Raw genomic sequence first — 24,634 nt, 5'->3', positions numbered from 1 at the left:
GCGCTGAGCCGGGCTTTGCTTGATTCGGCCGGAAGGTTTGTCGGGCGGCAAAACAAACCGCCCCGGCTTACCAGTCCGGACCGTTATGGGGAGGCGGGGCGCGTTGGCCGTATTGATATTTGAACTTGCGCTTCAACAATCCGGTGGGTTCGTCGGGTATGCGTTTTAACAACTGTTCGCTGGCGCGGCGGGCTTCGTCCTGTTCGGTGGCGGGCAGGGCGGCCGGTTGGTCGCCGGCGGACTGTTCCGGCTCGGGATTTTTAGGCTCGCGGCGGGCGTCGTCGGGCTTGTCGACCTCCGGTTCCGGTTGCCGCTGCTTGCCTTGGCTTTGTTCGGATTGTTCTTCTGATTGGGCTTGGCTTTGATCGGGTTTTTGCTGTTCTTGCTCCGCCTGCCCGCCTTGCTGCTGATTTTGGGCGGACTGGGGCTGGCCGGCTTGATCCTTTTGCTCATCCGCCTGCTGTTGTTCGGATGACGGCTCCGCGGCAGACTGACTATCCCGCTGCTGCCGCTCTTGCTGTTTTTGCTGTTGTTTTTCCAGCAATTCTTTGTTGTACCGGGCATCGGCGTGATTCGGATCCAGCCTGAGCGCTTCGCCATAAGCCTGTAATGCCTCGTCCAAAAGACCGGCCTTGGCCAGGGCGTTACCGCGATTGTAGTGACCGTTCGCGCTTTGCGTGTCTTTCAGGGTCTCGGCCGCTTCCTGAAATTGGCCGGCTTTATACTGGGCGGCGGCCCGCCAGTCGGGGTTGTCGAATTGTTCCGCCGCTTGGCGGTATTGTTGCTGACGAAACGCCTGTTGGCCGCGTTGATCGGGGGTTTGCCACAGGCTTTGCCAATCCAGCGCGGCCGCCGGCCTGGGTAAGGGCAGCAGGCACAACAGGGCAAGGGTCAACAAGCCTTTTCTGAAACGCAATGCCGCCCACGGCAGAACCAGCAACAACAACCACGGCCCCATTTCCCGCCATTGCTCCAGCAGCATAGCGGATTTTTGGTTTTGTGCCTTCTGTTGCACTTGGTTAAACAACCCGCCCAATCGCTCGATATCGCTGTCGTCGGCCGTTGCCGCCTGAAAAATCCCCCGCCCGTTTGCCGCCAATTGTGCCAGTTCCGCGCTATCCAGACCGGCCACCACGATATTGCCCCGCCCGTCCTTCAAAAAACCGCCGCCTGCCAGCGGAATGGGCGCGCCCTCCGGGCTGCCCAAAGCCAATACAGACAGGCGATAGTCGCCCAACAAGCGGCCGGCGCGGCTCGCGCTGTCGGCATCGGCGCCGTCGGTCACCAGCAGAATATCGCCTTGCGCCAAACCGGCCTGCCTGAGCAACTCGACGGCTTTTTCGATGGCAAGGCCGGTGTTACTGCCCGTGCTGGGCATGATGTCGGTGGTCAAGGCCTCTATCTGACTATTGATGGTGGCCGTATCCGTGGTCAGAGGGGTAACGGTAAAGGCCGCGCCGCTGTATACCAGCAAGGCGGTTTGGCCGTCCTTGCGCTGTTGCAAAATATCGCTGATTTTGTAGCGGGCCCGGCTGATGCGGCTGGGTTTGATGTCGGTGGCGTTCATGGATTCGGATAAATCCAGCGCTATCACCAAGGCGGAATCGTTGCGAAAGGCCGGGCTCGGTAAACGTTCCCAAGTGGGGCCGGCCAAGGCCAGAATGCACAACAAAGTAGCCAAAGCGGCCGCCAGCCAGCCCCCGCTTTGCATCGACCGAGGTTTTTCCTGCAGGATGAAGGGCAACAGTTCGGCGTCGCAGACAGCGGCCCAGTCGCCGCGCTGGTATTTGTGGCGCATCAATGCGTACAGCAATATGGCTGCCGGCACCACGCTCAGCAACCACCATGGCCTGAGGAAATGAAAATCCGCCGACATTTCAGCGCAACCTCAAACGACTGACGGCCAACAGCGCGACCAAGGCCATGGCAACGGCCAGCGGCCAGACATAAAGCTCGGCGCGCGGACGGAAAAACTGCTTGTCCTTTTCCACCGGCTCCAGTTGATCCAGAATTTGATAGATCTGCTCCAGTTCTTCGGTATTGCGGGCCCGGAAATAACGGCCGCCGGTGGTATCGGCAATGGCTTGCAGGGTTTTTTCATCCAGGTCGGCGGAGGGGTTGACCCGGCGAGTGCCGAACAGTCCGCGCACCAGCATTTCGTCCGCCCCCACGCCTATGGTGTAGATTTTCAATTGGTGTTCGGCGGCAATCTCGGCGGCCTTTAGCGGCGTCAATTCGCCGGCGGTATTGGCACCGTCGGTCAGTAAAATCAATACCCGACTGGCGCTTTTTTCATGTTGCAGACGTTTGACGGCCAAGCCGATAGCGTCGCCGATGGAGGTTTGCGGCTCGTCCTCGGTAATACCGATAAAGGCTTCGTTAAGCAGGGTTTCCACGGTCTGGCGATCGAAAGTCAACGGCACATGCAAATAGGCTCGGGTACCGAATAATATCAGACCCAGCCGGTCGCCCACCCGGCGTTTGACAAAGTCGCTCACCACATATTTGGTGGCGGTCAGGCGATCGTAGCGTTTGTCGTCAATCACAAAATCTTTTTCCACCATGCTGCCGGACACATCCACCGCCAACATCAGGTCGCGGCCGCTTACGGCCAGTTCCAGGGGGTCGCCCAGCCATTGCGGGCGGCAGCAAGCCAACAGCAGAAAAATCCAGGCCAGTCCGGCCACCCACAACGGCCAGCGCTGTTGACTGCCCAAGCCGTCCGCTCGGCCGGCGGGCAGTTCGTCCAGAAAAGGTACGATCAGCGCGGCTTGCCGAGGTTGCGGTTTGGCGGGCAGCAGCCGGCGCAATAAAAACGGCAACGGCAGCAACAAGCCCAGCCAGGGCCATTGAAAAGCCATCATGACAACTTACCTCGTTGCTTGAGCCAGCGTTCGCACAAGGCAAACAAGGCTTCCAGGTCGGCGTCATCCGCCGGCGCCGGCCGATAATGACTATCGGCCAGACAACGGCCCACACCCTGGCTGAACGGGGCGTCCGGAAGTTTGCGGTCCAGATACTCCAACCAGGCTTGGCCGTGCAATTGCGCCACGCCGGCGCGCGGCTCCGTGCCGATCGCGACGCGGCGCAACAAGGCCGACAGCTCGGTCAAGGTCTGCTTGGTATCGCTTTGTTGTCGGCGCATCCGGTTCAGCAAGGTTTGGGCGCGCTTGACGGCGGTTTTGCGGGTCAGCCGGCGATATGCGTAACGGCCAACCAAAATCAATAAAATCAGCAACAACGGCAGCAACCACCAAGCGGGCGCCGGCGGCCACCAGCCTATGTCCTCGGGCAAGCGGATGTCTCTCAAGGCTAAGGGTTCCATGGCTGAATCAGGCATTTTCCGTCAGACAGTCTTCTAGTTGTTGTTGGAGCTTTTCCAGTTCCGCGAAACCCGCCCGGGCGGTTTGCGCTTCGCCTTGCCAAAATTGTTGCATCAACGTATCGCCCTTATGCAGCAGTTGTTCGTGCAGGGCGGTTACTTGTTGCAACCAGACCCTGTTGTATTGTTCCTGTTGCCGGGCTTGCCTGAGCCAACGGCCGAAATGGCTTTTACGCGGCTGCATGATGGGCCAGCAAGCCATGTTGTTGCGGTTGCCGTGCAGACATTGCTCGACCCGCCGCAGCCATTGCCGGAGATCAAGCCTGCGCAAGGCGATCTGGGTTTGATCGGCGGACATTTCCTTGTTTGCGTAGGTCTCCCAGATGGGAAAGGGCCGGTAATGTTGGATCCAGCCCAGCATTTCATCCGCCGGCATGGGTTTGGCAATCGCATAGCCCTGGGCGACATAACAGTTCAACAACAGCAGGGCCAGACCTTGTTCCTCGGTTTCCACGCCTTCGGCGACCACCTGATTGCCGAAAGCCTGACTCAGGCCGATAACGGTCTCCACAATAGCAAAATCGTCGGGATCGTCAAGCATGTCCCGCACAAAGCTCCTGTCGATTTTGACCGTATCCACCGGCAGGTGGCGCAAATGGGTCAATGACGAATAACCGGTGCCGAAATCGTCCAGGGCCGCGCCTATGCCCAATGCTTCATGGCAGGTTTTAACGATACGGTTGACCGCCGCCAGATCGTCCAGGGCGGTGCTTTCCAGAATTTCCAGTTGTAAATGGCGCGAGGCCATCCGCGGGTGTTTTGCCAACAGCTTTTCCAAGTAGGGGATAAATCCCGGCCAGAGCAGGTGGTAGGCGGAAACGTTGACGCTGACTTCGATTTTCAAACCTTGCCGGTGCCAGTGATTCAGTTGCAGCCAAGCCTGTTCCATGACCCAATTGCCCAGCTTTATTTCCAGCTCGGTGGCCGCCAACACCGGCAGAAAATTCAAGGGCGATACCAGCCCCTTTTTCGGATGTTGCCAGCGTATCAGGGCTTCGACGCCGGTGATCCGCCCCGTCTTCAGACTGATTTTGGGCTGATAAAACAGACAGAACTCGTGGTTGGCAAAGGCTGTTTCCAGCTCCTGCAATTGATTGTGATGATCGACCACCAATTGATCCTGGCTGGCGTCGAACAGCTGGAAACGGTTTTTGCCGGTCAGTTTGGCATGATACATGGCTTGATCGGCATGGCGCAGCAAGGTATCGGCGTCGGCATCGTCCAGCGGGAATATGCTGACCCCGCTACTGGCGCCGATGTTGACACTTTGTCCGTCAATCAAAAACGCTTCCGCTATGGCGTTATGAATACGGGTCAGCGTTTGACTGATTTCTTCCACGCTATGCAAACCGGTCAGCAACAGGGCGAATTCATCGCCGCCGTGGCGGGAAACGGTGTCTTCTTCCCGCAAATTTTGTTTGATCCGCTTGGCCACCTCTATCAGTACCTGATCGCCGGCACCGTGCCCCAGTTGATCGTTGACGGGCTTGAAGCCGTCCAGATCCAGAAAGCAAACCGCCAGCAGCAACTTTTCACGCTTGCTGCGGGCGATGGCTTGCAACAGGCGGTCGCTGAACAGCGTGCGGTTGGGCAAGCGCGTCAATGGATCATAATGCGCCATTAGCTCCAACATTTGCTGTTGCTGCTTGATCTGGGTGATGTCGGAAAACAGGCCGATGAAATAGATGATTTGCCCACGGTCGTCGCACAGCGCCGAGATACTGAGCAGCTCCGCATACAGCTCGCCGTTTTTCTTGCGGTTCCAGACTTCGCCCTGCCAATGCAGCTTGGTCAGCAGGGTTTGCCACATTTCCCGGTAAAAAGCGGGTTCTTGCCGACCGGATTTCAGCAGGCTGGGCTTTTTGCCGATGGCTTCGTCGCGGCTGTATCCCGTGATGTCGCAAAACGTGGGGTTGACGTCGATGATGGTGGCTTCCGCATCGGTAATCAAAATGCCTTCGTGCGCTTCGCCGAACACCCTGGCGGCCAGTTTGAGCCTGTCGTCGGCGGCCTTGCGTTCGGTGATGTCCCTAGCCATGCTCAATAGCGCCACGATGCGCCCTTCGTCATTGCGCACCGGCACCGAGGTGCTTTCCAGCCAGCGGATGTCGCCCTTCAAATTGCCGATCTGCATCAGCAGCGAGCGGGTATGGCCGGCAAACACCTGTTCGATAGTCTGGCTAAAGCTGCTCCGGTAATCGGGCAACAGTAAATTTACCGGTTTGAGCGCCTGGATCTGCCCCAGGCTGTCGGCGCCCAGAATGGACAGTCCGGCCGGGTTGATGTTCAGCAATTCGCCGTCCCGCGTCATCAACATGATGCATTCCGGTACCGAGTTGAGAATAGTGCGCAGATAGGCTTCCGATTCCCGCACCTGCCGTTCGGCGGCTTGCAATTCGGCGTTGGTGGTTTGCAAGTCCAGCGTGCGGCGGTCGACCAGGGTTTGGATTTGCGCGGCACGACCGCTGATGGTCAGCAGCAAGATGCTGAACAAACTGGTCAAACCCATGCCGCTTAACAGGGTAAACCAGGGCAGCCAGGAGCCGCGCCGATCGAGAAAACCGCTATCCGGCAGGATGCCGATGCGCCAGACCCGGTCGGCGAACAAAAAATCCTGTTGCCACGGCCTTATATTGCTGTAGGCGCTAACGGGATGGGCAACATCTTTCCGATACAACAGGGAATGACCTTCGGCGGCGGCAACGTCGCTTATGGTTACGGCAAAGTCCTCTAAATCGAGCCCCGCCAAGGCGGTTTCCACCAAGCGTCTCGGTAACACCACCGCCGACACGAAGCCCTTCAATCCGTCGACGGCAAACACCGGAATGGACAGCAATACGCTGGCTTCGGCATCCCGCCGCTGAATCAGCGTCAGGGTCTGACTGACGCTGGGCCGGCCGCTGGCGAGTGCCTGTTGTTTGGAAGCGCGGCTAATGGCGGTCGCGGCCGAATCCAAGCCGAAGGCCGGCTCGTTGCCGCGCATGGGCTCGACGTAGGCAATGGGGAAATACTCCGCCCGTCTCTTAACCGGAATCAACTTGTCGTCGGCATCGCGTTCGACCACTCTAAAATCGGCAAAACCTTCGTTTTGTATCTGCCGTTCGAAGTCGGCCAGTTCCGTCAACGCGACCCTGGGCAGCCATTCCAATGCCTGCAGCTCGGGATGTCTGGTCAGTAAAGACCGGGAAAAGCGGGCGAATTGGCGCCGATTTACCGAGCCGGCGGCCATATACAGATCGCGTAAAGCCAGACTGTTGTCTACGGCGTTCTCGCCGTATTCGATCAGTTGCCGGCTGATCATTCGCGCCTGACCGTCGAAATCCATTTGAATGCGGTCGTGTTCCGCCCGCTGGACGAATACGAAGATGCTGGTCAGCGCCAGCAAGGTGATGGACAGGGGCAGGCCGACCCATTGCCGTCGGGCGGCCCACAACTTGCGGGGTTGCGCAAACTGACAAAACATCAACGGACTGATGATGAATACCCCCAGGCTGTCGCCTATCCACCAGTGCAGCCAGGAGGCTCCCAGCAAATGCGTGGGGGTCATGGAGAAACCCCACAAGCAGAGCACGCCCAAACTGGCGGCAACCAGATTCGCCACCGGCCCGGTCAAGAGAAAAAACAGCAGAATGCCGCGCGGTCCGTCCAGGGCCGGCACGCCGGGCCCCAGGTATTTTTGCGACAGCTGAGCGGCAACCAGGGCTTGCAGGGCGCTGGCGGTGCCGATCAAAAAGGCGGCGACGACGAATTCGCTACGCAAGTCGCCGACCATTTGACCGGCAACCAACAGGTTATTGGCGAAGGCTCCCAGCAAAACGGCCGGCAAGGCGGAGCGGCCCCAAATCAACAACGCCGCCAGACTCAGACCGGCCGGCGGCCATAGCGGGCTGGAATAGACAGGGTAAATCACCGTCATGAACCCCAGCCAGCCGCCCAGGATTATCAAGGTTGTCAAGCAAAGCAGACGAAGGCAATAACGGGCTTTATTCATCCTGGTGTATTTCGCGGCCCGGCAAACAGCCGGGCTGAAGCATCAACATAGGGGCAAACGTCAGGCGGTCCATTGCGCGTGGGTGGCGCTTAACACTTCGATCGGCGACTGATTGGTAGCGCATGTCAGCAAGGTCATGCGCAGCTTACGGCACAGCTGTTTCAAATGCGCCTGGCGTTCCTGAAATCTGCGCTGATAGGCATGGCTTTGCCGGCTTTCGCCGGTATCCAGCAGGATGTCGCGGATTTTATCGGTAAAACGATAGCGACCCTTTTCCGGCAGCCGGCTTTCCAAGGGATCGAAAATCTGCAGCAAAACCACCTCGCAATGCCGGGCTATCAGGGCCAAATGGTTTTCAGCCAGTGGGTCCAGGCCGCGAAAATCGCTGATGAGGTAAATCCGGCTACCGGGATGGGCATGGTGTTGCAATCTGGCCAGGGCCGATGTCAAATCATTGCCGCCGCCGTCGGGGTAAACCGGCAGGGTCAAGGCATCGAAAAAACGCAATAAAGCCGCTTTGCCGCTACGCGGCCTCAATTCCAGGCAACCGGCATCGCTGAATATCTGGCCGCCGATGCGGTCGCCCCGCCGCAGGGCGGCCCAGGCCAGCAAAGCGGCCAATTTGGCGGCCTGCACGGATTTGAATACGCCTCGGGTGGCAAAAGCCATGCCGGGGCGATAGTCCACCGAAATGAACAGCGGCCGCTCGCGCTCCTCGCAAAACACCTTGCTGTGCGGCTTGTCGGTACGCGCGGTGACCCGCCAATCCATGCGCCGCACATCGTCGCCGGGCTGGTACAGCCGGGTTTCGGCAAACGCCATGCCGCGGCCCTTGAAATGCGAAAGGTAATTGCCACTTTGCGCGGCCCGGATCTGCCTGGGGCGCATATTGAGCATGGCGGCCGGTTTGGCCAAATCCACCAGGGTTTTCAGGCTGACCGCGACGCGATCGTTTTCGGGCACGGCGCTTGGGCTCATGGCGCGCCGGGTCCCCAGGGCATCACCGGCACGGTGGAGATGCTGTTCATCGGCGCGCCGTCGATCAACTTGCGGCTGACGGCCAGATAGATCAAGGTATTATGCGCGTTGTCCCACAAGCGCATCACCCGTGTTTCCTTGAACAGAAAGGATGTGCCTTCGGAAAACACTTCTTCGTCCTTGGGTAAATTGGCGGGCAGTTGGATAGGCCCGGTTTGCCGGCAGGCCAACGAAAATTGCGACGGATCGTCGGCCAAACCGAGGGTTCCGGAAACGCCGCCGGTCTTGGCCTGGCTGACATGGCAGGTAACGCCGGGAATTTTCGGGTCGGCGAAGGCTTCCACGCAAACCTTGTGATTGGCCCCCAGCAGTTTCCAGGCGGTGGTCACGCAACCGACGTTTTCCGCTCTGACGGCTGAAACGGTCGGCAACAACAAGGCGATAAGGATTGCGTGCGATATAACTTCCCTGTTGATATCCCTCAAGCTAATCCTATTCCGTAGGCGGAGGGAACCGAATGCGGAAGTTATTGTGGGCGGAATCCTAAGCGGGAGTTTTTTCATCGGGGCTACCTTGGGGTGGAATGAAAGCGGAAGCGGCCATTGCAAGCGGGCCGGCCATGGTTTCGCGGAATATGGCTCAGGGCACCGGAATACGCGAAATCAGTTGCTTGATCACGTCATCGGCGCTGATACCTTCGGCTTCGGCCTCGTAGGATAAGATCAAGCGATGCCGCAGCACATCGTAAGCGACGGCCTGAATATCGCCCGGATCGACAAAATCGCGCCGTTCCAGCCAGGCCCTGGCGCGGGCGCAACGATCCAGGGCGATACTGGCGCGGGGGCTGGCGCCGTATTCCAACCACTTGGCCAGCTCTTCGCCGTAGGCGGCCGGGGAGCGGGTCGCCAATACCAGTTGCAGCAGATACTGCTCCAGGGCTTCGGCCATGTAAATGTCCAGCACTTCGTCGCGGGCCGCGAACAGAGTTTGCTGGCTGACTTTTTCGACCGCGCCGAGGCTATCTTGCCGCGCGCCGCGCGCTTCGACGCGAGCCAGATGCAGAATGGCTTTTTCATGCGCGGCGTTGGGATAATCGATTTTCAGGTGCATCAGGAAGCGGTCCAATTGGGCTTCCGGCAGCGGATAAGTGCCTTCCTGTTCGATCGGATTTTGCGTGGCCATCACCATGAACAGGGGCGGCAGTGGATAGGTGGCCTTGCCGACCGTGATTTGCCGCTCGGCCATGGCTTCCAGCAGAGCGGCCTGCACCTTGGCCGGCGCCCGGTTGATTTCGTCGGCCAATATCAGATTATGAAACAGCGGACCCTTCTGGAATTCGAAGCTGCCTTGTTGCGGGCGGTAAATCTCGGTACCGGTCAAATCGGCCGGCAACAGGTCCGGGGTGAACTGCACCCGGTGAAAATCGGCTTCCAAACCTTGGCTCAAGACGTTGATGGCGCGGGTTTTGGCCAAACCGGGCGCGCCTTCCACCAGCAAATGGCCGTCGGCCAGCAAGGCGATCAACATGCGTTCGACCAGAACGTCCTGGCCGATGATTTGAGTGTTGATGTGGTCTTTAAGCTGCTGTAGCGCGGTTTGCGCGGGAGTCAAATCGGTCATGGTTTGCTGAATTCCGTTCGAATATAGAGTGAAGCCCAAGAATAAGCCTATGGCGTGGGATGAAGATGGCGTTGCTTATTTTTCCATTCCCGGTGCGCGGACATGATATTGACGACTTCTTGCGGATCGTCGGTCACGGTAATCAAATTCAAATCCTCCACGGAAATAGTGCCGTATTCGAGCATTTTGTGCCGCAGCCAGTCCATCAATCCGCCCCAAAAATCGCTGCCGAACAGCACCAGCGGCAAGGGATAGGCCTTGTGCGTCTGCATCAGGGTCAAGGCTTCGAAAAATTCGTCCAGGGTACCGAATCCGCCCGGCATGCAGACATAACCCATCGAGTAACGCACGAACATGACCTTGCGCACGAAAAAATAGCGAAAATTCAGCGACAGGCTTTGGTAGGGATTGGCTTTTTGCTCCATCGGCAATTCGATGTTCAAGCCGATGGAGGTCTGATTTTGCAGGTGCGCGCCCTTGTTGGCGGCTTCCATGACGCCGGGGCCGCCGCCGCTGATGATGGCAAACCCCTCCTTGCTGAGCAGTTCCGCCAGTTCCACGGTTTTTTGATAATAAAAATGCTCCGCCGGCAAGCGCGCCGAACCGAAAATCGAAATCGCATCGCAAAGGCCGGACAATTCGTCGAAGCCCTCGGTAAATTCACTGATGATGCGAAATATCCGCCAGGATTGGTCGCCCTTCAAGTCGTCGATGATGCTGGACGAGGCCGAGCTGACGGTGGTGCGATTATTGATGCAGGCCATGTAGGTTCCTTAAATGTTCGCGCTTAAATTGGCTGTATCGGTTGACGAAAAACGCCCCTTTTGGGGCATGGCACATTGCTCAACGATTGCGGAATTTATACAACAGGCGGCCGCCCTGCAAGGTATGAGTGACCCTGCCAATCAGGGTTTGTTGCCAGTAAGGCGTGTTGCGCCCGGCACTGCGCCAGCTTTGCCCGTCGACTTGCCACGCCAACTCGGGGTCGAAAATGCAGACATCGGCGCTGAATCCCGGCGTCAACGCGCCGGCTTGCAGGCCCAAAATCGCCGCCGGTTTTTCGGTCAGACTGGCCAGTACCTTATGCAGATCGATGCGATGCAGTCTGGTCAATTCCAGCGCCAGCGGCAACAGGGTTTCCAGCGAGGCAATGCCGGGTTCGGTTTCCGGAAAGGCGCCCAGCTTGGCATCCAAATCGTGCGGTTGATGATCCGAGCAAATGGCGTCTATGGTGCCGTTGGCCAAACCTTCGCGCAGATAATGGCTGTCTTCTTCGCTACGAAAGGGCGGCAGCACGTGATAATGGCTGTCGAAGGGCAGCACATCCGTTTCGCTTAAATGCAATTGATGCACGGCCACGTCGGCGCTGACCTTGAGGCCGTATTTTTTGGCCTGCTGTATTTTGATCACCGATTGCTTGCAGCTGATTTGACTGACGTGCATGCGGCAACCGGTCAATTGCGCCAGTTCCAGGGCTTGCGCCAGGGCGATGGATTCGGCGGCGACCGGGATGCCGGGCAAACCATACCGGCTGGCCATGGCGCCTTCGTGAGCGCAACCCTTGCCGCTGAGGGAGGCTTCATTGGCGCGGTACATTAGCAACAAGCCGTGGGTGCCGGCGTATTCCATGGCCCGGCGCAGAATCAGCAAATTCCCCAGCGGGGCGTGGGCGTTGCTGACGGCGATGCAGCCGGCCTGTTTCAAGGCGAACATCGAGCTGAGTTCCGTGCCGTCCAGACGCTGAGTCAAGGCGCCTATGCTGTATACCCCAGGGTAATCGGCGGCTTCCGCCTTGTCCTTGATGTATTCCACCACCGCCGGACTGTCGATGCAGGGCTTGGTGTCGGGCGGCAGGCACAGCGAAGTAACGCCGGCGCTCAACGCCGCCTGGGTTTCGCTTTTGATGCTGCCTTTATGGCCATGGCCCGGTTCCCGCAGTCGCGCGCTCAAATCCACGAAGCCGGGGCAGACGATACGGCCCTTGGCGTTAATGGTCAGATCGGGGGTGAAATCGGCCGGCGGATTCAGCACCTGCAAAATTTGGCCGTCGGCTATGCACAGCGAACCCACGGCATCCAAGGCATTGGCCGGATCGATGATGCGGCCGTTTTCTATCAGTATCTTGGTCACGCCATACCTCCATGGTGGCCCAGCGTCATGGTCATGACGGCCATGCGCACGGCAATGCCGTTGCTGACTTGTTGCAAGATCACCGATTGCGGGCCGTCGGCCACGCTGGAGGCAATTTCCACTCCACGATTGATCGGGCCGGGGTGCATGACGATGGCATCGGGTTTGGCCCGTTGCAGCTTGGCTTCGGTCAAGCCGTAGCATTTGAAAAACTCGCTTTCGCTGGGCAGAAAGGCCGAATTCATGCGTTCCTTTTGCAAGCGCAGCATGATGACGACGTCGACGTCGCTCAACCCTTCGTCCATATCATGCAGCGGAATTACGCCCATGCTTCTGACATGGGCGGGTAACAGGGTTTTCGGGGCGATGACTCGTACTTCGGCTACCCCTAAAGTGTTGAGCGCCAGAATCTGCGAGCGAGCTACCCGAGAGTGCAGTATATCGCCGACGATCGCTACTTTCAGGCCTTCAAACTGTTTTTTATGCTGGCGTATCGTGAACATGTCCAGCATGGCCTGGGTCGGGTGGGCATGTTGGCCGTCGCCGGCGTTGATGACGCTGATATGCGGGGCGGTGTGTTGGGCGATGAAGTGCGCGGCCCCGCTCAAGGCATGCCGCACCACGAACATGTCCACATGCATGGCTTCCAGGTTACGGATGGTATCCAGCAGGCTTTCGCCCTTGGAGGTGGCGGAGGTAGCGATGTTCATATTCAACACGTCGGCCGACAGACGGGTGGCCGCCAGCTCGAAGGTGGTGCGGGTGCGGGTGCTGTTTTCGAAAAACAGGTTGACGATGGTTTTGCCGCGCAATAGCGGCACTTTTTTCACCTGATGTTCGGAAATGCCGACAAAGGATTCGGCGGTATCCAGGATCTCGGTCAACAGGCTCTTGTTAAGGCCTTCTGTGCTGAGAAAATGCTTGAGTTTGCCCTGTTCGGTAAGTTGTATGTGCCGATGCATAATCAGGCCGCGCAAGCCAGGGTTTGCAAATCTATGCCCAGGGGGTCTGGCCCGGTCAGCTTGATGCGTTGACCATCCGGCAAATCGATACGGACGCCCCGGCAATCGGGTTGCAGCGGGATTTGCCGACCGTTGCGTTCTATGAGCACCGCCAGTAAAACCTGATTGGGGCGGCCGTAATCGAAAATCTCGTTCAGCGCGGCGCGGATGGTGCGCCCGGTATAGAACACGTCGTCGATCAGAATGATGTCCCGGCCCTCAAGCCGCGGCGGCAATTGGCTGGCCTTGACGTTGGGATGCATGCCGATTTGCGAGAAATCGTCGCGGTAAAAAGTGATGTCCATCAGTCCCAAGGGTTCGGCAATCCGCAGGCGTTGGTGCATCCGTTCGGCTATCCAGGCACCACCGCTGTGTATACCGATCAGCAGGGGATTGTTCAGCTTGCGGCTTTCGATTTGTTGGCGGATATCGGTTTCAAGGCTGTCGAGCAGGTCGGCGATATTGAACGAGGAGGTCAGCATGATCGGTTTGTAAGCTTGTTTTTACGTAAACAGATGAAAGATCAAGGATACAAGAAAAAGCGGCTATTTGCATTCCAGGGTTGGAAACCGGAACACTTCTACTGTTTAAATCATGCTGTTTTATGCAAAACAGGGTTGGATCATTCATGAGCACAACAAGTGGTTGCGTGCAAAAGTTGGTGGGAGCAATGCTCGTTACCGACCATGAGCAGACAGACGGTTTTTCTGACGAAGGTCTGCTGATTGATCTACAGCCGCCAGCCGTAACCCCAAAAAGGTGCGACCACCTATAGGTTGTGCCGAGCCATGCGAGGCGCAACGATCGCGAACGGTGCGCCTGGCGGCAGCACCCTATAGTAAGCGCACCTTATGGCCTTATTTATTTTTGCGCGGATCATCGGTCGGATTCGTATAAATAATATCCCATGGCCCAGTAGCGATTAGTTCGACGATTGTTTCCTCATCAGTAGTCCAAACATAGTGAGTATGTCCACCAGGTAACACAAAGCTTGAACCTACGTTAAGCATCTCGCCTTTTTTTGCGTCAAATTTTTCACCCATGCCATTGCCTAGTTTGCCCCGCAGGACTGTAATTACTTCTGCAAATGGGTGTATGTGTGGAGGGATTGGATAATTAGATGGAAATTTCAGCAAAGCGATAAAAACCCCCGCTTTCTTTGGGTCGCCTACTAGAATGACGCTTTTGGCACCTTTAGGAAGTATCGGTTCGTCATTCCACTTAACCGTATCCGGGATAAACGATTCCATGGTAACAGCGCTCATGCGATCAATTTTATCCTGAGATAATGCAGAACCTGCGAAAGAAATAAGCATTAGAGCGATCAAGTAAATTCTCATCTGGCATCTCCATTTTCTATTTTGTTGTTAAGGCTCTGGGGCTTCATGGATGACACGTCTACAACAGCAGAGGTGTTGGATAAAGCAATTGTCGTAGAAGGGGGCGGAGGTGTATAGATATTATCTAAATCCTTATCGATTTTAACGGCAAGACTTTCGACGCCCTTTAAGGTTAATTTTTTATCACCGCCTTTTGTCTCTGAAATGTAATTGCCGATTAATTGGCCGTCATTAACCCTGACCAAATGTCCCATAATATAAGCGAATAAGAAACTTGGTTTATGCAGTCTGCCCACCAATATATACTCAGCTCCGGCTTTTTTCGCCAGTTCTGCGGCAGCGTCGCTGTGGTCAAAAAGATACCCAAAACCGCTGTTGGTCTCACGTTGAGCGTCTAACTCAACAGCAGTGATTTTATAGCCCGCTCTTTTTAATTCACCTTCTGGGGCCTTAGGGCGGATAAGCGAAGCGTCATCCGCCGATAAAACCGTCAATTTTCCGGTTCACCCACTTCCAACAATGGCAAGTCCAACCCCGCCCAATTTAACGGATAAATATCCATCTTGACCAAGCGATGAAAACTTGAATATGGCCAATCCTTAACTGTGACTGCCCAACCATGCTTGACCGGGTTGTAATGGATGTAATCCATATGTGCCACATAGTCGGCATCATCGATAATGGTATGTTCCCAAAATCGACGTTGCCATACTCCACGCTCGTGGCGTTTTATTCGGATTGCTGAACGATATTCGGTTTTAGGTATCGCTTTCGAGAAGGCTTTTTTTATCGCTCGCCATCGGTTGGAATATTGATCGTCGCCGGCCGGTAATGTCCAAATCGCATGCATATGATCAGGCAAAGCCACCCAAGCATCGATATGAAATGGCTGCTTTTCCCGGATCACTCGCACCGCTTCCCGTAACTCTGCAATATGCTCGATCAACAGCGACGATTTCCGTTCGAGCAAGTTAACGGTGAAAAAATAGGTGCCACCAGGAATGCGATTGCGTCGATAATTTGGCATGAAAGGAGTTTGACCGATTTGGCGGATGACGCTACGCTTATCCGCCCTACAGCCAGCTTGAAATATTGACCCCACTACTGGGATTAATTGCCTGCTGTAAAGGCTAGACCAGTCGTTCACCAGAAACTGGTGTCTGACTCTTTCGGGTCATAACAAGACAAATTATGCCTTACCCAACCAAGCCGTGAATTTTACGAGAACCGAATTTCAAGCATGTGATTGAACTCGGCGATAAAGCCCGGCAAACTGCAGTCCGACCTTATGTTGCGATTAGCGGAAATAACCCAGTAAAAAAAGCCGCTCATTTTCCTCCATCGCTTTGCCTCTTTACGTCGTCGGCAAATTCGTTAAACCAGCTTTGCAGAATCAGTTGCGCGGCCAGTTGGTCCTGAACTGCCCATAGCTTACCGGCACTGACTTTCAGGTCATCGAATAACAGTTGCTTGGCGGCAAAGGTGGTCAAGGCTTCGTCGATTTGATGTACCGGCAGATTGTAGCGGCCGTTGAGCTGGCGGCAAAATTTCCGCATGCGCGGGGTGATGATGTTGTCCGAGCCGTCTTGTTGCCGGGAAATGCCCACCACCAAGCCGAGCGGACGCCATTCGGCGATCAGCTTGCCAATGGCATTCCAATCAGGCACTTGGTTGAGCGAGCGTAGGGTTTGCAAGGGACTGGCGATGCCGGTATCGGCGTAACCCACCGCAACGCCGATTTTTTTATTACCGAAATCGAAGCCCAGATAGGCGTCGCTACGGAGTTTGGCGGCCAGCGGGTCGGGCTTAGCCATGCCCGGCGGCCGTGGTGAGGCGGTTGATGTCTATGCCCAGTTGGCTGGCGGCGGCATTCCAGCGTTGGTTGACCGGGGTTTCGTACAAAATGGCTTCGCCGCAAGGCGTATTCAGCCAGGCATTCTCGACGATTTCCTTTTCCAGTTGCCCGCTGCCCCAACCGGCATAACCCAGCGCAATCAGATAATGCGCCGGCCCCTGGCCCTTGGCAATGGCCTCCAGAATATCGCGCGAGCTGGTCAGGTTGATGTTATCGGCGGTCGGGATGGTGGAATCCCAAGTTTGCGCGCAAGGACTGTGTATGACGAAACCGCGCTCCTGCTGCACGGGGCCGCCGGCAAAAACCGGGGTGTTCAACACCTCTTCCAGATCCGATTCTATGCCCATTTGCTCGAGAATGTCCTTCAGTTTCATGTTGGTGGGGCGGTTGATGACGATGCCCAATGCGCCTTCCCGATTATGCTGGCACAAATAGGTTACGGTATGAAAGAAGTGCGGATCGAACAGGCTGGGCATGGCGATCAAAAATTGATTATTCAGATAAGTGCTGTCTGTCATATCTATGCGTGGTTGGGCTAGCGGGCTGTCATGCCGGTTTCGTCGGAAAACTTCCAGACCCGGGTAATGACCAAAACGTTCACTTCCTTGAGCAATTCCGTCGGCAGGGCCGCGAACGGCGCGCTCATTTTGACGATGCGTTTGGCCGCCTCGTCGAGCGCGAGGTTGCCGGACGTCCTGACGACGCGCATGCTGTAAATACTGCCGTCGGCATTGATGCCGACGTCCATGGTCAGCGATTGCGAAACACCGGGCTTCTTGGCCGCCGCCGGATAATTCAGATTGCCGGTGCGTTCGACCTTGTCTTCCCAGTCCTTGACGTATTGAGCCGCCAAATATTTGTGGGTGCTGACCGAACTGACGAATTTGATTTTACTGTCTTCGGCGCTTTGCCGGGTATTGCGTATCTGTTCGCCCAGTTGGGCGATTTGCTGCTGCAAGGCTTCGGCGGTCAGTTTGGGGTGTTCCGTAATCGTTTCCGCCACCGGCTCTTCGGCCGTTTCCACGGCAGCGGCGACTTTTACCGGAGCCTTGGCTTGGGTGAGCAGCTTCCGGGGCGTCGGATTTTGCGCCTCGCGGGCGGGCTGTTTGGTCGGCTCGACCCGGGCGGGCGCGGAGGCCTCGATCGGCGGCGTGGGCAGGCTTTGTTTGACCGGTTCGGGCTTTTGGGTGCTGTCGCCAGCCCCAAGCTGGTGTTCCGAGGCCAGATATTTAGCCTGACTCGGGGCTTTCTTCAAGGGTGCGTGCGACAGGGTGATCTCGATGGACTTGTTGGCCTTCGGCGCCTGCGGAGCCTTGAAGTTGATGCCCAATAAAATGCCGACGTGCACCAGCGCGGCAACGAAAACCGCCAACAGCAGCGAGTCGTCGTTGGACAGCGGTGAACTGGTAAGCGGCTGATCCTGCATCATCGGGTATTATTGTTTCGCTTGTAAGCGGTTTTGGATATGGTCCATCAGTTGTGCGCTGATATTGATGCCGAATTGTTTGTCGAGTTCCTGAACGCAAGTGGGGCTAGTGACATTGACTTCGGTCAGATAGTCGCCGATTACGTCCAGGCCGACGAAAACCAGGCCTTTTTCGCGCAGCGTGGGGCCTACCTGTTCGGCAATCCAGCGGTCGCGCTCGCTGAGTTCGCGGCCCTCGCCGCGGCCGCCGGCGGCCAGATTGCCGCGGGTTTCGCCGCTGGCGGGGATTCGTGCCAGGCAATAAGGCACCGGTTCGCCGTTGACCATCAGGATGCGCTTGTCGCCGTCCTTGACCTGCGGCAGATATTTTTGCGCCATGATGTAGCGGGTGGCGTGCTCGGTCATGGTTTCCAGAATCACGCTGAGGTTGGGGTCGTTTTCCCGCACATGAAATATCGAGGCGCCGCCCATGCCGTCCAGCGGCTTCAGGATGATCTCCTGGTGTTGCCGCAGAAAACCGCGAATTTTTTGCGGGTCGCGGGCGACAAAGGTGTCGGTGCAACATTGCGGAAACCAGGCGGTATACATTTTTTCGTTGGCATCGCGCAAGGATTGCGGTTTGTTGACAACGTAAGCGCCTTGCCGCTCCGCCTGTTCCAGCATGTAGGTGGCGTAGATGTACTCCTGGTTGAAGGGCGGGTCCTTACGCATCAAGATCACATCGAGTTCGGCCAGATGCATCTCTTGCTCGCCGAGAAATCGATGCCATTGTTGCCCGTTGCGCTCGACTTGCAGCATCCGGGTGCGGGCGTGGGCCTGACCGTTTTGCATGAACAGGTCGCCCAGTTCCATGTAATGCAACTCCCAGCCGCGCGCTTGCGCCTCCAGCAGCATGGCGAAACTGGTGTCTTTTTTGATGTTGATCTGGCCGATGGGGTCCATGACCATGCCGAATTTAAGCGTCATTCGCGTCCTGTTCTAATAAGTATCGGGAGATAATTGCAAAATTCTAACAAATTTATTTTTAAGAATGTTGTTTACCGGCAAAAGTATTTTTGGTATAAAGCTCGGCTATTTTGAATCAAAAGCTCGCATTGAGGTAGTCATGTCCAGAGTATGCCAAGTAACAGGTAAACGCCCCGTCACCGGGCACAACGTTTCACACGCAATGAACAGAACCAAAAGACGTTTTACGCCCAATCTGCATCATCACAGATTTTGGGTGGAAAGTGAAAATCGTTGGGTTCGCCTGAGAGTATCCTCAAAAGGCATGCGTATTATTGACAAGAATGGTATCGACGCCGTTTTGGCCGACATCCGCGCCCGCGGCGAAAAAGTTTAAGGAGAATTAAACATGCGCGATAAAATCAAATTGGTTTCGACAGAAGGCACCGGCCACTTCTACACCACCACCAAAAACAAAAAAACCATGCCCGAGAAAATGGAGATCAAAAAATTCGATCCCGTGGTTCGCAAGCATGTGATGTACAAAGAAGCCAAAATCAAATAAAGGGCTTTGATTGCCGTAATAGCGGCGGGCCGGACAGGTGCTTACCTGATCCAGCCGCCGCCCGGATCATTTCTCTCCCATTCTGTCCTGCTCGTTTTTAACCTTTTCCAGCTGCCTGGCTAATGCCGAGCATTTCAATTCCAAAGTGATTTTTTCCGCCTCCAGCGCCCTGCATTTTGCCTTGAGCTGCTGAACCAGCTGCCTGAGATCGTCATTCGGCCCCTCTTCAGATCTCTCACCCCTCGGCTCCGCCGGGACCGATATGGACGACTCATTGACCGGCATCAACAGATTACCGGTTTCGGTGCCGTCATCTATGGCGAACGAGGCCGGCTCCGCCAGCAGTTGATCCTGACTGAGACCGGCAATGCCGTTTTTCAAAATCAAGGCGTTGAATTTATTTTGCTGCAGAATAAAGGCTGCCATTTCGCTGGTTTTACCATCCTTGCAAACCACAACGATAGGATGATGCCTATGCAGGGTTTTTAGATACATGCGCAGGGAAAAAAACGGCACATTGGTGCTTTTTGGCAAATGGCTGATCCTGTATTCATCGGGGCCACGCACATCGATGACCTCTGCCCCTTTACTCATCTGCTCATGCAAACCGTCAACATCGATGTATTTGAGCGTGGGTAGCTTGATCAGATTGATGAACTGCTCCTTGCCCAGTCTGAGCAAGGTCATCTCGGTGAGGGCCGTAATCGAGGTACTTCTTGGCTCGCCCGAGATCAAGGCGTCTTCGCCGAAAGTGTCCAGGTCAACTAATTTCGACAGTTTGATATCCTTGGCGTTGGGCGATGGCTTGCGGCTGATCAATGCCTGACCCTTTTTGATGATGTAGTAAAAATCCCCCGGCTCCCCCTGCCGGATGACAACCTCTCCCGGCGCACAACTGACCTCCTGTAAACTCATCAGCAATTTTTGCAGATTGGCCGGCGGCAGCGAGCGGAAAATGGGCGACTTCAGCAGAGTCGTCATCCAGTCGTCGCTATCCCCCAAATCGTCAACCATCATAGCGCTTTCATTCTCGTCGTAAGTTATTTCGTTTGCCATTTTGATCATATCAGCATTCAATCGCAAAAACTGAATTCTACTATTGGCTACCGCGTCAACTTTTCTAGGCACTTGATGGGCGAGGGCAAAGCGCGCCGAATCGCTGCCCGCGGCAATGGTTTCGATGGTGAAAGTCTCGGTTCGCAAGTTAACCGAACCCTCCAGCAAATAATAAAGATCGCCGTCCCGCTGGCCGCGCCTGAACAAAACCGTGCCCTGCTCGGCGTGTTCCGGTTGCAATTGCGCGCACAGGCTGTTAAATGCTTGCGACGGCAGGGTTGACAAGGGAATCAATTGCCGGATCAGACGAGCCTCTTCGGACTGGATATCGACAGCCATGGTTTGATGCGGAATGAATGCAAATTAAAATGCTACGGGCAAGGTGCCTATCATAGACGATAATGAGTTAATATTTTTTGGCGAAACATTTTTGTTGCCGGATTGTCCATGCCGGTTCATCGACTGTTGGAAATACATATATGCTTAATAAGACCATAATAAGGCTGTTTCTTTTGCTCGCTTTCGCGCATTTTTCGGCCGAGGCGGCATTGCCGTTACAAGTGGAGGGCGAACAGTTACCCACCCTGGCCCCGATGCTGGAACGCAGCATGCCGGCGGTGGTAAATATTTCCACCTCCACCAATGTCCGGATTCAGGACAACCCGCTACTGAACGACCCGGTATTCCGCCGATTTTTCGGCATACCCAACAACCCGCGCCAGCAACAAAGGAACAGCTTGGGTTCGGGCGTAATTATCGACAAGGACGAAGGTTACGTACTGACCAACAATCATGTGATCGACAAAGCCGACAAGATTACCGTCACGCTAAGCGACGGCCGGCAACTGAACGCCAAAGTGCTGGGCACCGATCCCGAGGCGGACGTGGCGGTGATTCAAATTCCGGCCGATAGCTTGACCGCCCTGCGCATCGCGGATTCCAGCCAGTTGAAGGTGGGTGATTTTGTGGTGGCTATCGGCAATCCCTTCGGCTTGGGTCAAACCGTAACCTCGGGCATAGTCAGTGCCTTGGGCCGTTCCGGCCTGGGCATTGAAGGCTATGAAGACTTCATTCAAACCGACGCCTCCATAAACCCTGGCAACTCCGGCGGCGCCCTGGTGAACCTGCGCGGCGAATTCGTCGGCATGAATACGGCCATTTTGGCACCCAGCGGCGGCAATGTAGGAATCGGTTTTGCCATTCCGTCCAATATGGCCATCAAGCTGATGGACTCCCTGGTTCAACATGGCGAGGTGCGCCGGGGCCTGCTTGGGGTTACCACCCAGGATTTGACGCCGGAACTGGTTAAAGCCTTCAATCTGAAAAGCCAGCACGGCGCGGCGGTCAGCCGGGTAGAAGCCGGTTCGCCGGCGGAAAAAGCCGGCATCGAACCCGGCGACATCATCGTTGCGATCAACGGCCAGGAAGTCAAAAACGGCAGCAGCCAGATCCGTACCGCAATCGGTTTGTTGCAGGTGGGCGACACCGCCGATCTTGAAGTCATGCGCGGAGATCAACGTCTGAGCCTGCAAGCCGTAATAGGCAAACCCAAGCGTCCTGAAATTGCCGGCGAAAATATACACCCGATTCTGAAAGGCGTTACCCTGAGCGTAACCGGCAAGGACCAGATAGAAGGCGTTTTGCTGGAAAAAATCGAACCCAAATCCTATGCCTGGAAAACAGGTTTGCGGCCCGGCGATATCATCGTCAGCGCCAATCGCTACCGGGTCAGAAATCTGGATGAATTCAAACAGGTGGCCGACCCCAGATCCGCTTTATTGATCAATCTGCAGCGCAACGGCGAAGGCTTTTTCGTGGTGCTGCAATAAGAGCCCCTCGCGAAGCACCCGCGGGGCGAAACACATGGATGTGTTTCGTGACACCAACTTTAAAGCGGTTTCGCGCGGCGTTTCATTTTTTATTGCGTCACAGCTTGAATCACGCCCAAACAATTCATCCAATTGCAAGGCGTCTTGAAATATGCATCAGCCCTTCACGCTTCGGCCGCAGCCCTATACTGTTCAGCGCCGCCATCGATGGCGTTCAAGGCAAGCCCAATTTCATTGGCCAGATCGTCCAGTAATTTGATCTCCCGGTTGGTAAATACCTCTGTCGCGCCGGCATAAAGCGAATATACCCCCAATACCTTGCCCTTGGTTTTAACAGGCAAGGAGAGCATGCTGCGGTAACCCAACGCTAACGCCTTGTGCCGCCAGTCTTTGGTGCGCGGGTCGCTTTCGATGTCGTTGCTACCCACGTTACACATCTGGGCATAGGCCGCATGGGCGGGATGGCTGTTTTGCTCGGGAGATGTCGGCAAACGGTTGAATTGAGCCAGGGTTTCCTTGTCGATGCCGGCAAAAGCGGCCGGATGCAACATCTCTCCGGCGGCGTCCGGCACTCCCAACCAAGCCATGGCAAAGCCGCCTTCCTGCACGGCAATACGACACGCGGCATCGCATAGCGCATTGCTGTCGCGCGCATGCCGAATAAGCTTCATGATCTCGCATGTCATCGCATACACCCGGTTTAAATTGGCCAGCCGCTTTTCAGCTTGTTTGCGTTCGGAAATATTCTCTATTAGCGCAATAAAATGGGTATTGCCGCTTTCCCGGTGACGAATCGGACTGATAGTCAGCGATTCGTTATAAAAAATGCCGTCTCTGTGTTTGTTAATAATTTCGCCGCGCCAAACCCGTTGATTCAAGATGCTGTTTGCCAACGCCAGATAAAACGTTTCGCTTTGCGCCCCCAGGCGAATCAGTTCCTTTGACGGCTTGCCCAAAACATCTTCCAAGGCAAAGCCCGTTAGCGCGGAGAAAGCCGGATTGGCCCAGCGAATGACGGCTTGACTGTCGACAATAACAATGGCTTGAGCGGCGGCTTTCAGCGCCGTATCCAGCAGTTTTAATTGTCGCGCGGTTTTCTCGCGCGATAACGCATCCCCCACCCACTCGGAGGTACGCGCCACTATCAGATTTTGCAATTGCTCATCGGAATCCCGCAATTGCTCTTGTATCCGTTTCCTGCCTTGACAGACATCGGCCAATTTCCAACAACCGACGGCTTGCAAAACCAAAAGCACCAACAGCGCCGACAGAAAGGTATTGAAAAGCTCCGGATTGCCGTAGAGTTTTTTAGCCGGCAGCAGTGCAACAATTTTCCAGGCATTGGCGGTCAGTGCGGCGTCGTTCCGGTCGAGAAATACAGTGTTAAACGTCCACAACCCTTCAGTATCCTCAAACTGACCGGCTTCAGCCTGATTGATCCTGGCCCATATCAAAGGGCGATAGGCTGAAAAATTCGGGCTTGTGGGCTTAAATACCAGACCTTGCCCCTTGTCGGGCAGTGCAGAGGTAAGCAAAAAACCCTCGGGGCTCAACAACAGGGTACGCCCCGCATTCCCCGCGACGGCTTTCTCGAAACGAGCCAATAACTCCACCGCCGCATAATCGCAAACCAGCACGCCGCGCCGGGCGCCAGCGCCGTCAAAAACCGGCGCCGCAATGCGTAATACCGGCTGAAGCGGAGAGTCTTCGTCGCCGAATGGGTCATTGAACTCCAGAGGTGAAATGTAAAGCTGTTCGGGAGCCATTTTATTGGCGGCCATTAAATAATGACTGGCACTTTGATCTCTCGATTCAGCAGATGGCATAAAATGGGGCTTGCCACTGTTAAAATTTACCTGCAAACGTTCGCGCCCGAACTCGTCCAGCCAGCGTATCCGCTCAAACAGCACTGACGTGGCCGCTAACAGCGTCAACCGCCGTTCAAAATCAACTGGCGAAAGCCGATCGGCGGCCGGATTTGCTTCGTACGGCCCGGATATCCGGCGAATGCCACGCCTTATCTCATCCAAGGCGAGATTTATGGCTTCTCTGCCCGCTTCGACACCAATACCGTCGGACAAACGACAGCGCAGGGATGCGTGGTATTGGATGTTGCCGTAAAAAAAATAGCCGCCGGCGCAGCTCAATATGACCAGAACCACATACAGCCTGAAGAACCGGGAACCACATAGCCTACCCAGCTTATGCGCTAAGCTTTCAAGCATTTTCATGAGCATAAAATCGCAATCCCGGGGGGAGCCGAATGCATGAACATTTGATATGAAGGGTTAGAAATGAATAGTTTGGCAGTATATCGCAGTCGCGCCAAATTGCCAGAAGACTGGTTAATAGGCTGAGGGTACATTGCAATGCCGAACGCCAGGATAGCGGAAGAAATTCCGCGCGGGTCGGCATGAAGTTTCAAACCAAGAACTTGCCGCCGAAGGCAAAAAAACCACGGCGACTGCCTTACCTTGAAAAACAGCCGGGCATGCCAAATTCACACGGTGCATATT

At 55.7% G+C, this 24,634-nt stretch carries 23 protein-coding genes; 3 read left to right on the top strand and 20 right to left on the bottom strand.

The features are described from left to right. Positions 1 to 67: 67 nt before the first annotated feature. From NP590_RS04880 to gshB, 18 genes are all read right to left on the bottom strand, one after another. A complete protein-coding gene (locus NP590_RS04880) occupies positions 68 to 1,876 on the bottom strand; it encodes a VWA domain-containing protein (RefSeq protein ID WP_256601125.1) in 1,809 nt (602 codons plus the stop codon). Between the two features lies 1 nt (position 1,877). Beyond that, positions 1,878 to 2,864 carry a vWA domain-containing protein gene (locus NP590_RS04875; protein ID WP_256601124.1) on the bottom strand — a complete coding sequence of 329 codons (987 nt, stop codon included), beginning with the start codon at positions 2,862 to 2,864 and terminating at the stop codon, positions 1,878 to 1,880. Next, the gene (locus NP590_RS04870) at positions 2,861 to 3,325 is read right to left on the bottom strand and encodes a DUF4381 domain-containing protein (RefSeq protein WP_256601123.1); all 465 of its coding nucleotides are present in this window, start codon (positions 3,323 to 3,325) and stop codon (positions 2,861 to 2,863) included. Before NP590_RS04870 ends, NP590_RS04875 begins: the two co-directional genes overlap by 4 nt. A 7-nt stretch (positions 3,326 to 3,332) precedes the next feature. Further along, positions 3,333 to 7,337, bottom strand: a complete 4,005-nt coding sequence (locus tag NP590_RS04865; RefSeq protein WP_256601121.1) for an EAL domain-containing protein — start codon at positions 7,335 to 7,337, stop codon at positions 3,333 to 3,335. A gap of 96 nt (positions 7,338 to 7,433) precedes the next feature. Then, positions 7,434 to 8,351, bottom strand: a complete 918-nt coding sequence (locus NP590_RS04860; RefSeq protein ID WP_256601120.1) for a DUF58 domain-containing protein — start codon at positions 8,349 to 8,351, stop codon at positions 7,434 to 7,436. After that, positions 8,348 to 8,836 (bottom strand): CreA family protein, encoded by a 489-nt coding sequence (locus NP590_RS04855; protein WP_256601119.1) that lies wholly within the window; start codon positions 8,834 to 8,836, stop codon positions 8,348 to 8,350. Before NP590_RS04855 ends, NP590_RS04860 begins: the two co-directional genes overlap by 4 nt. A 154-nt stretch (positions 8,837 to 8,990) precedes the next feature. Beyond that, positions 8,991 to 9,971: an AAA family ATPase gene (locus NP590_RS04850; RefSeq protein ID WP_256601118.1), complete on the bottom strand. Its 981-nt coding sequence runs from the start codon at positions 9,969 to 9,971 to the stop codon at positions 8,991 to 8,993. Positions 9,972 to 10,018: 47 nt separating this feature from the next. Continuing rightward, the gene (locus NP590_RS04845) at positions 10,019 to 10,735 is read right to left on the bottom strand and encodes an LOG family protein (RefSeq protein WP_256601117.1); all 717 of its coding nucleotides are present in this window, start codon (positions 10,733 to 10,735) and stop codon (positions 10,019 to 10,021) included. Between the two features lie 79 nt (positions 10,736 to 10,814). Next, a complete protein-coding gene (locus tag NP590_RS04840) occupies positions 10,815 to 12,101 on the bottom strand; it encodes a dihydroorotase (protein ID WP_256601116.1) in 1,287 nt (428 codons plus the stop codon). Beyond that, a complete protein-coding gene (locus tag NP590_RS04835) occupies positions 12,098 to 13,063 on the bottom strand; it encodes an aspartate carbamoyltransferase catalytic subunit (protein WP_256601115.1) in 966 nt (321 codons plus the stop codon). Before NP590_RS04835 ends, NP590_RS04840 begins: the two co-directional genes overlap by 4 nt. A 2-nt stretch (positions 13,064 to 13,065) precedes the next feature. Then, complete coding sequence (gene pyrR, locus NP590_RS04830) at positions 13,066 to 13,584, bottom strand: bifunctional pyr operon transcriptional regulator/uracil phosphoribosyltransferase PyrR (RefSeq protein ID WP_256601114.1); 519 nt, start codon at positions 13,582 to 13,584, stop codon at positions 13,066 to 13,068. Between the two features lie 375 nt (positions 13,585 to 13,959). Next, positions 13,960 to 14,442 carry a cupin domain-containing protein gene (locus tag NP590_RS04825; RefSeq protein ID WP_256601113.1) on the bottom strand — a complete coding sequence of 161 codons (483 nt, stop codon included), beginning with the start codon at positions 14,440 to 14,442 and terminating at the stop codon, positions 13,960 to 13,962. Next, entirely contained in the window at positions 14,439 to 14,936 is a 498-nt protein-coding gene (locus NP590_RS04820) for a DUF2380 domain-containing protein (RefSeq protein WP_256601112.1), read from the bottom strand. The genes NP590_RS04825 and NP590_RS04820 overlap by 4 nt, the downstream gene beginning before the upstream one ends. Further along, the gene (locus NP590_RS04815; protein ID WP_256601157.1) at positions 14,933 to 15,469 is read right to left on the bottom strand and encodes an REP-associated tyrosine transposase; all 537 of its coding nucleotides are present in this window, start codon (positions 15,467 to 15,469) and stop codon (positions 14,933 to 14,935) included. Before NP590_RS04815 ends, NP590_RS04820 begins: the two co-directional genes overlap by 4 nt. A 301-nt stretch (positions 15,470 to 15,770) precedes the next feature. Next, entirely contained in the window at positions 15,771 to 16,256 is a 486-nt protein-coding gene (gene ruvX / locus NP590_RS04810) for a Holliday junction resolvase RuvX (protein ID WP_256601111.1), read from the bottom strand. Continuing rightward, positions 16,249 to 16,815 carry a YqgE/AlgH family protein gene (locus NP590_RS04805; RefSeq protein ID WP_256601110.1) on the bottom strand — a complete coding sequence of 189 codons (567 nt, stop codon included), beginning with the start codon at positions 16,813 to 16,815 and terminating at the stop codon, positions 16,249 to 16,251. The genes ruvX and NP590_RS04805 overlap by 8 nt, the downstream gene beginning before the upstream one ends. Positions 16,816 to 16,832: 17 nt before the next feature. Then, a complete protein-coding gene (locus NP590_RS04800) occupies positions 16,833 to 17,726 on the bottom strand; it encodes an energy transducer TonB (protein ID WP_256601109.1) in 894 nt (297 codons plus the stop codon). Positions 17,727 to 17,732: 6 nt separating this feature from the next. After that, on the bottom strand, positions 17,733 to 18,689 hold the full coding sequence (gene gshB, locus NP590_RS04795; RefSeq protein ID WP_256601108.1) for a glutathione synthase: 957 nt from the start codon (positions 18,687 to 18,689) through the stop codon (positions 17,733 to 17,735). A gap of 139 nt (positions 18,690 to 18,828) precedes the next feature. On the opposite strand from gshB, the gene rpmB reads away from it, so the two are divergent. Together rpmB and rpmG are read left to right on the top strand one after the other, a co-directional pair. After that, positions 18,829 to 19,065, top strand: a complete 237-nt coding sequence (gene rpmB, locus NP590_RS04790; protein WP_256601156.1) for a 50S ribosomal protein L28 — start codon at positions 18,829 to 18,831, stop codon at positions 19,063 to 19,065. Between the two features lie 12 nt (positions 19,066 to 19,077). After that, positions 19,078 to 19,233, top strand: a complete 156-nt coding sequence (gene rpmG, locus NP590_RS04785) for a 50S ribosomal protein L33 (protein ID WP_045778960.1) — start codon at positions 19,078 to 19,080, stop codon at positions 19,231 to 19,233. Between the two features lie 66 nt (positions 19,234 to 19,299). On the opposite strand, the gene NP590_RS04780 is transcribed toward rpmG, so the two are convergent. Beyond that, positions 19,300 to 20,628 carry a cyclic nucleotide-binding domain-containing protein gene (locus tag NP590_RS04780; RefSeq protein ID WP_256601107.1) on the bottom strand — a complete coding sequence of 443 codons (1,329 nt, stop codon included), beginning with the start codon at positions 20,626 to 20,628 and terminating at the stop codon, positions 19,300 to 19,302. A 140-nt stretch (positions 20,629 to 20,768) separates the two neighbouring features. On the opposite strand from NP590_RS04780, the gene NP590_RS04775 reads away from it, so the two are divergent. Next, on the top strand, positions 20,769 to 22,118 hold the full coding sequence (locus NP590_RS04775; RefSeq protein ID WP_256601106.1) for a DegQ family serine endoprotease: 1,350 nt from the start codon (positions 20,769 to 20,771) through the stop codon (positions 22,116 to 22,118). Positions 22,119 to 22,282: 164 nt separating this feature from the next. On the opposite strand, the gene NP590_RS04770 is transcribed toward NP590_RS04775, so the two are convergent. After that, positions 22,283 to 24,343, bottom strand: coding sequence for a GAF domain-containing protein (locus NP590_RS04770; protein ID WP_443192665.1), 2,061 nt, complete (start codon positions 24,341 to 24,343; stop codon positions 22,283 to 22,285). Positions 24,344 to 24,634: the final 291 nt, after the last annotated feature.

The sequence above is a fragment of the Methylomonas subterranea genome, from assembly GCF_024505185.1.
Lineage (GTDB): Bacteria > Pseudomonadota > Gammaproteobacteria > Methylococcales > Methylomonadaceae > Methylomonas > Methylomonas subterranea.
The sequence above is the reverse complement of the archived record's forward strand: the minus strand, read 5'-3'. Positions and strand labels throughout refer to the sequence as shown.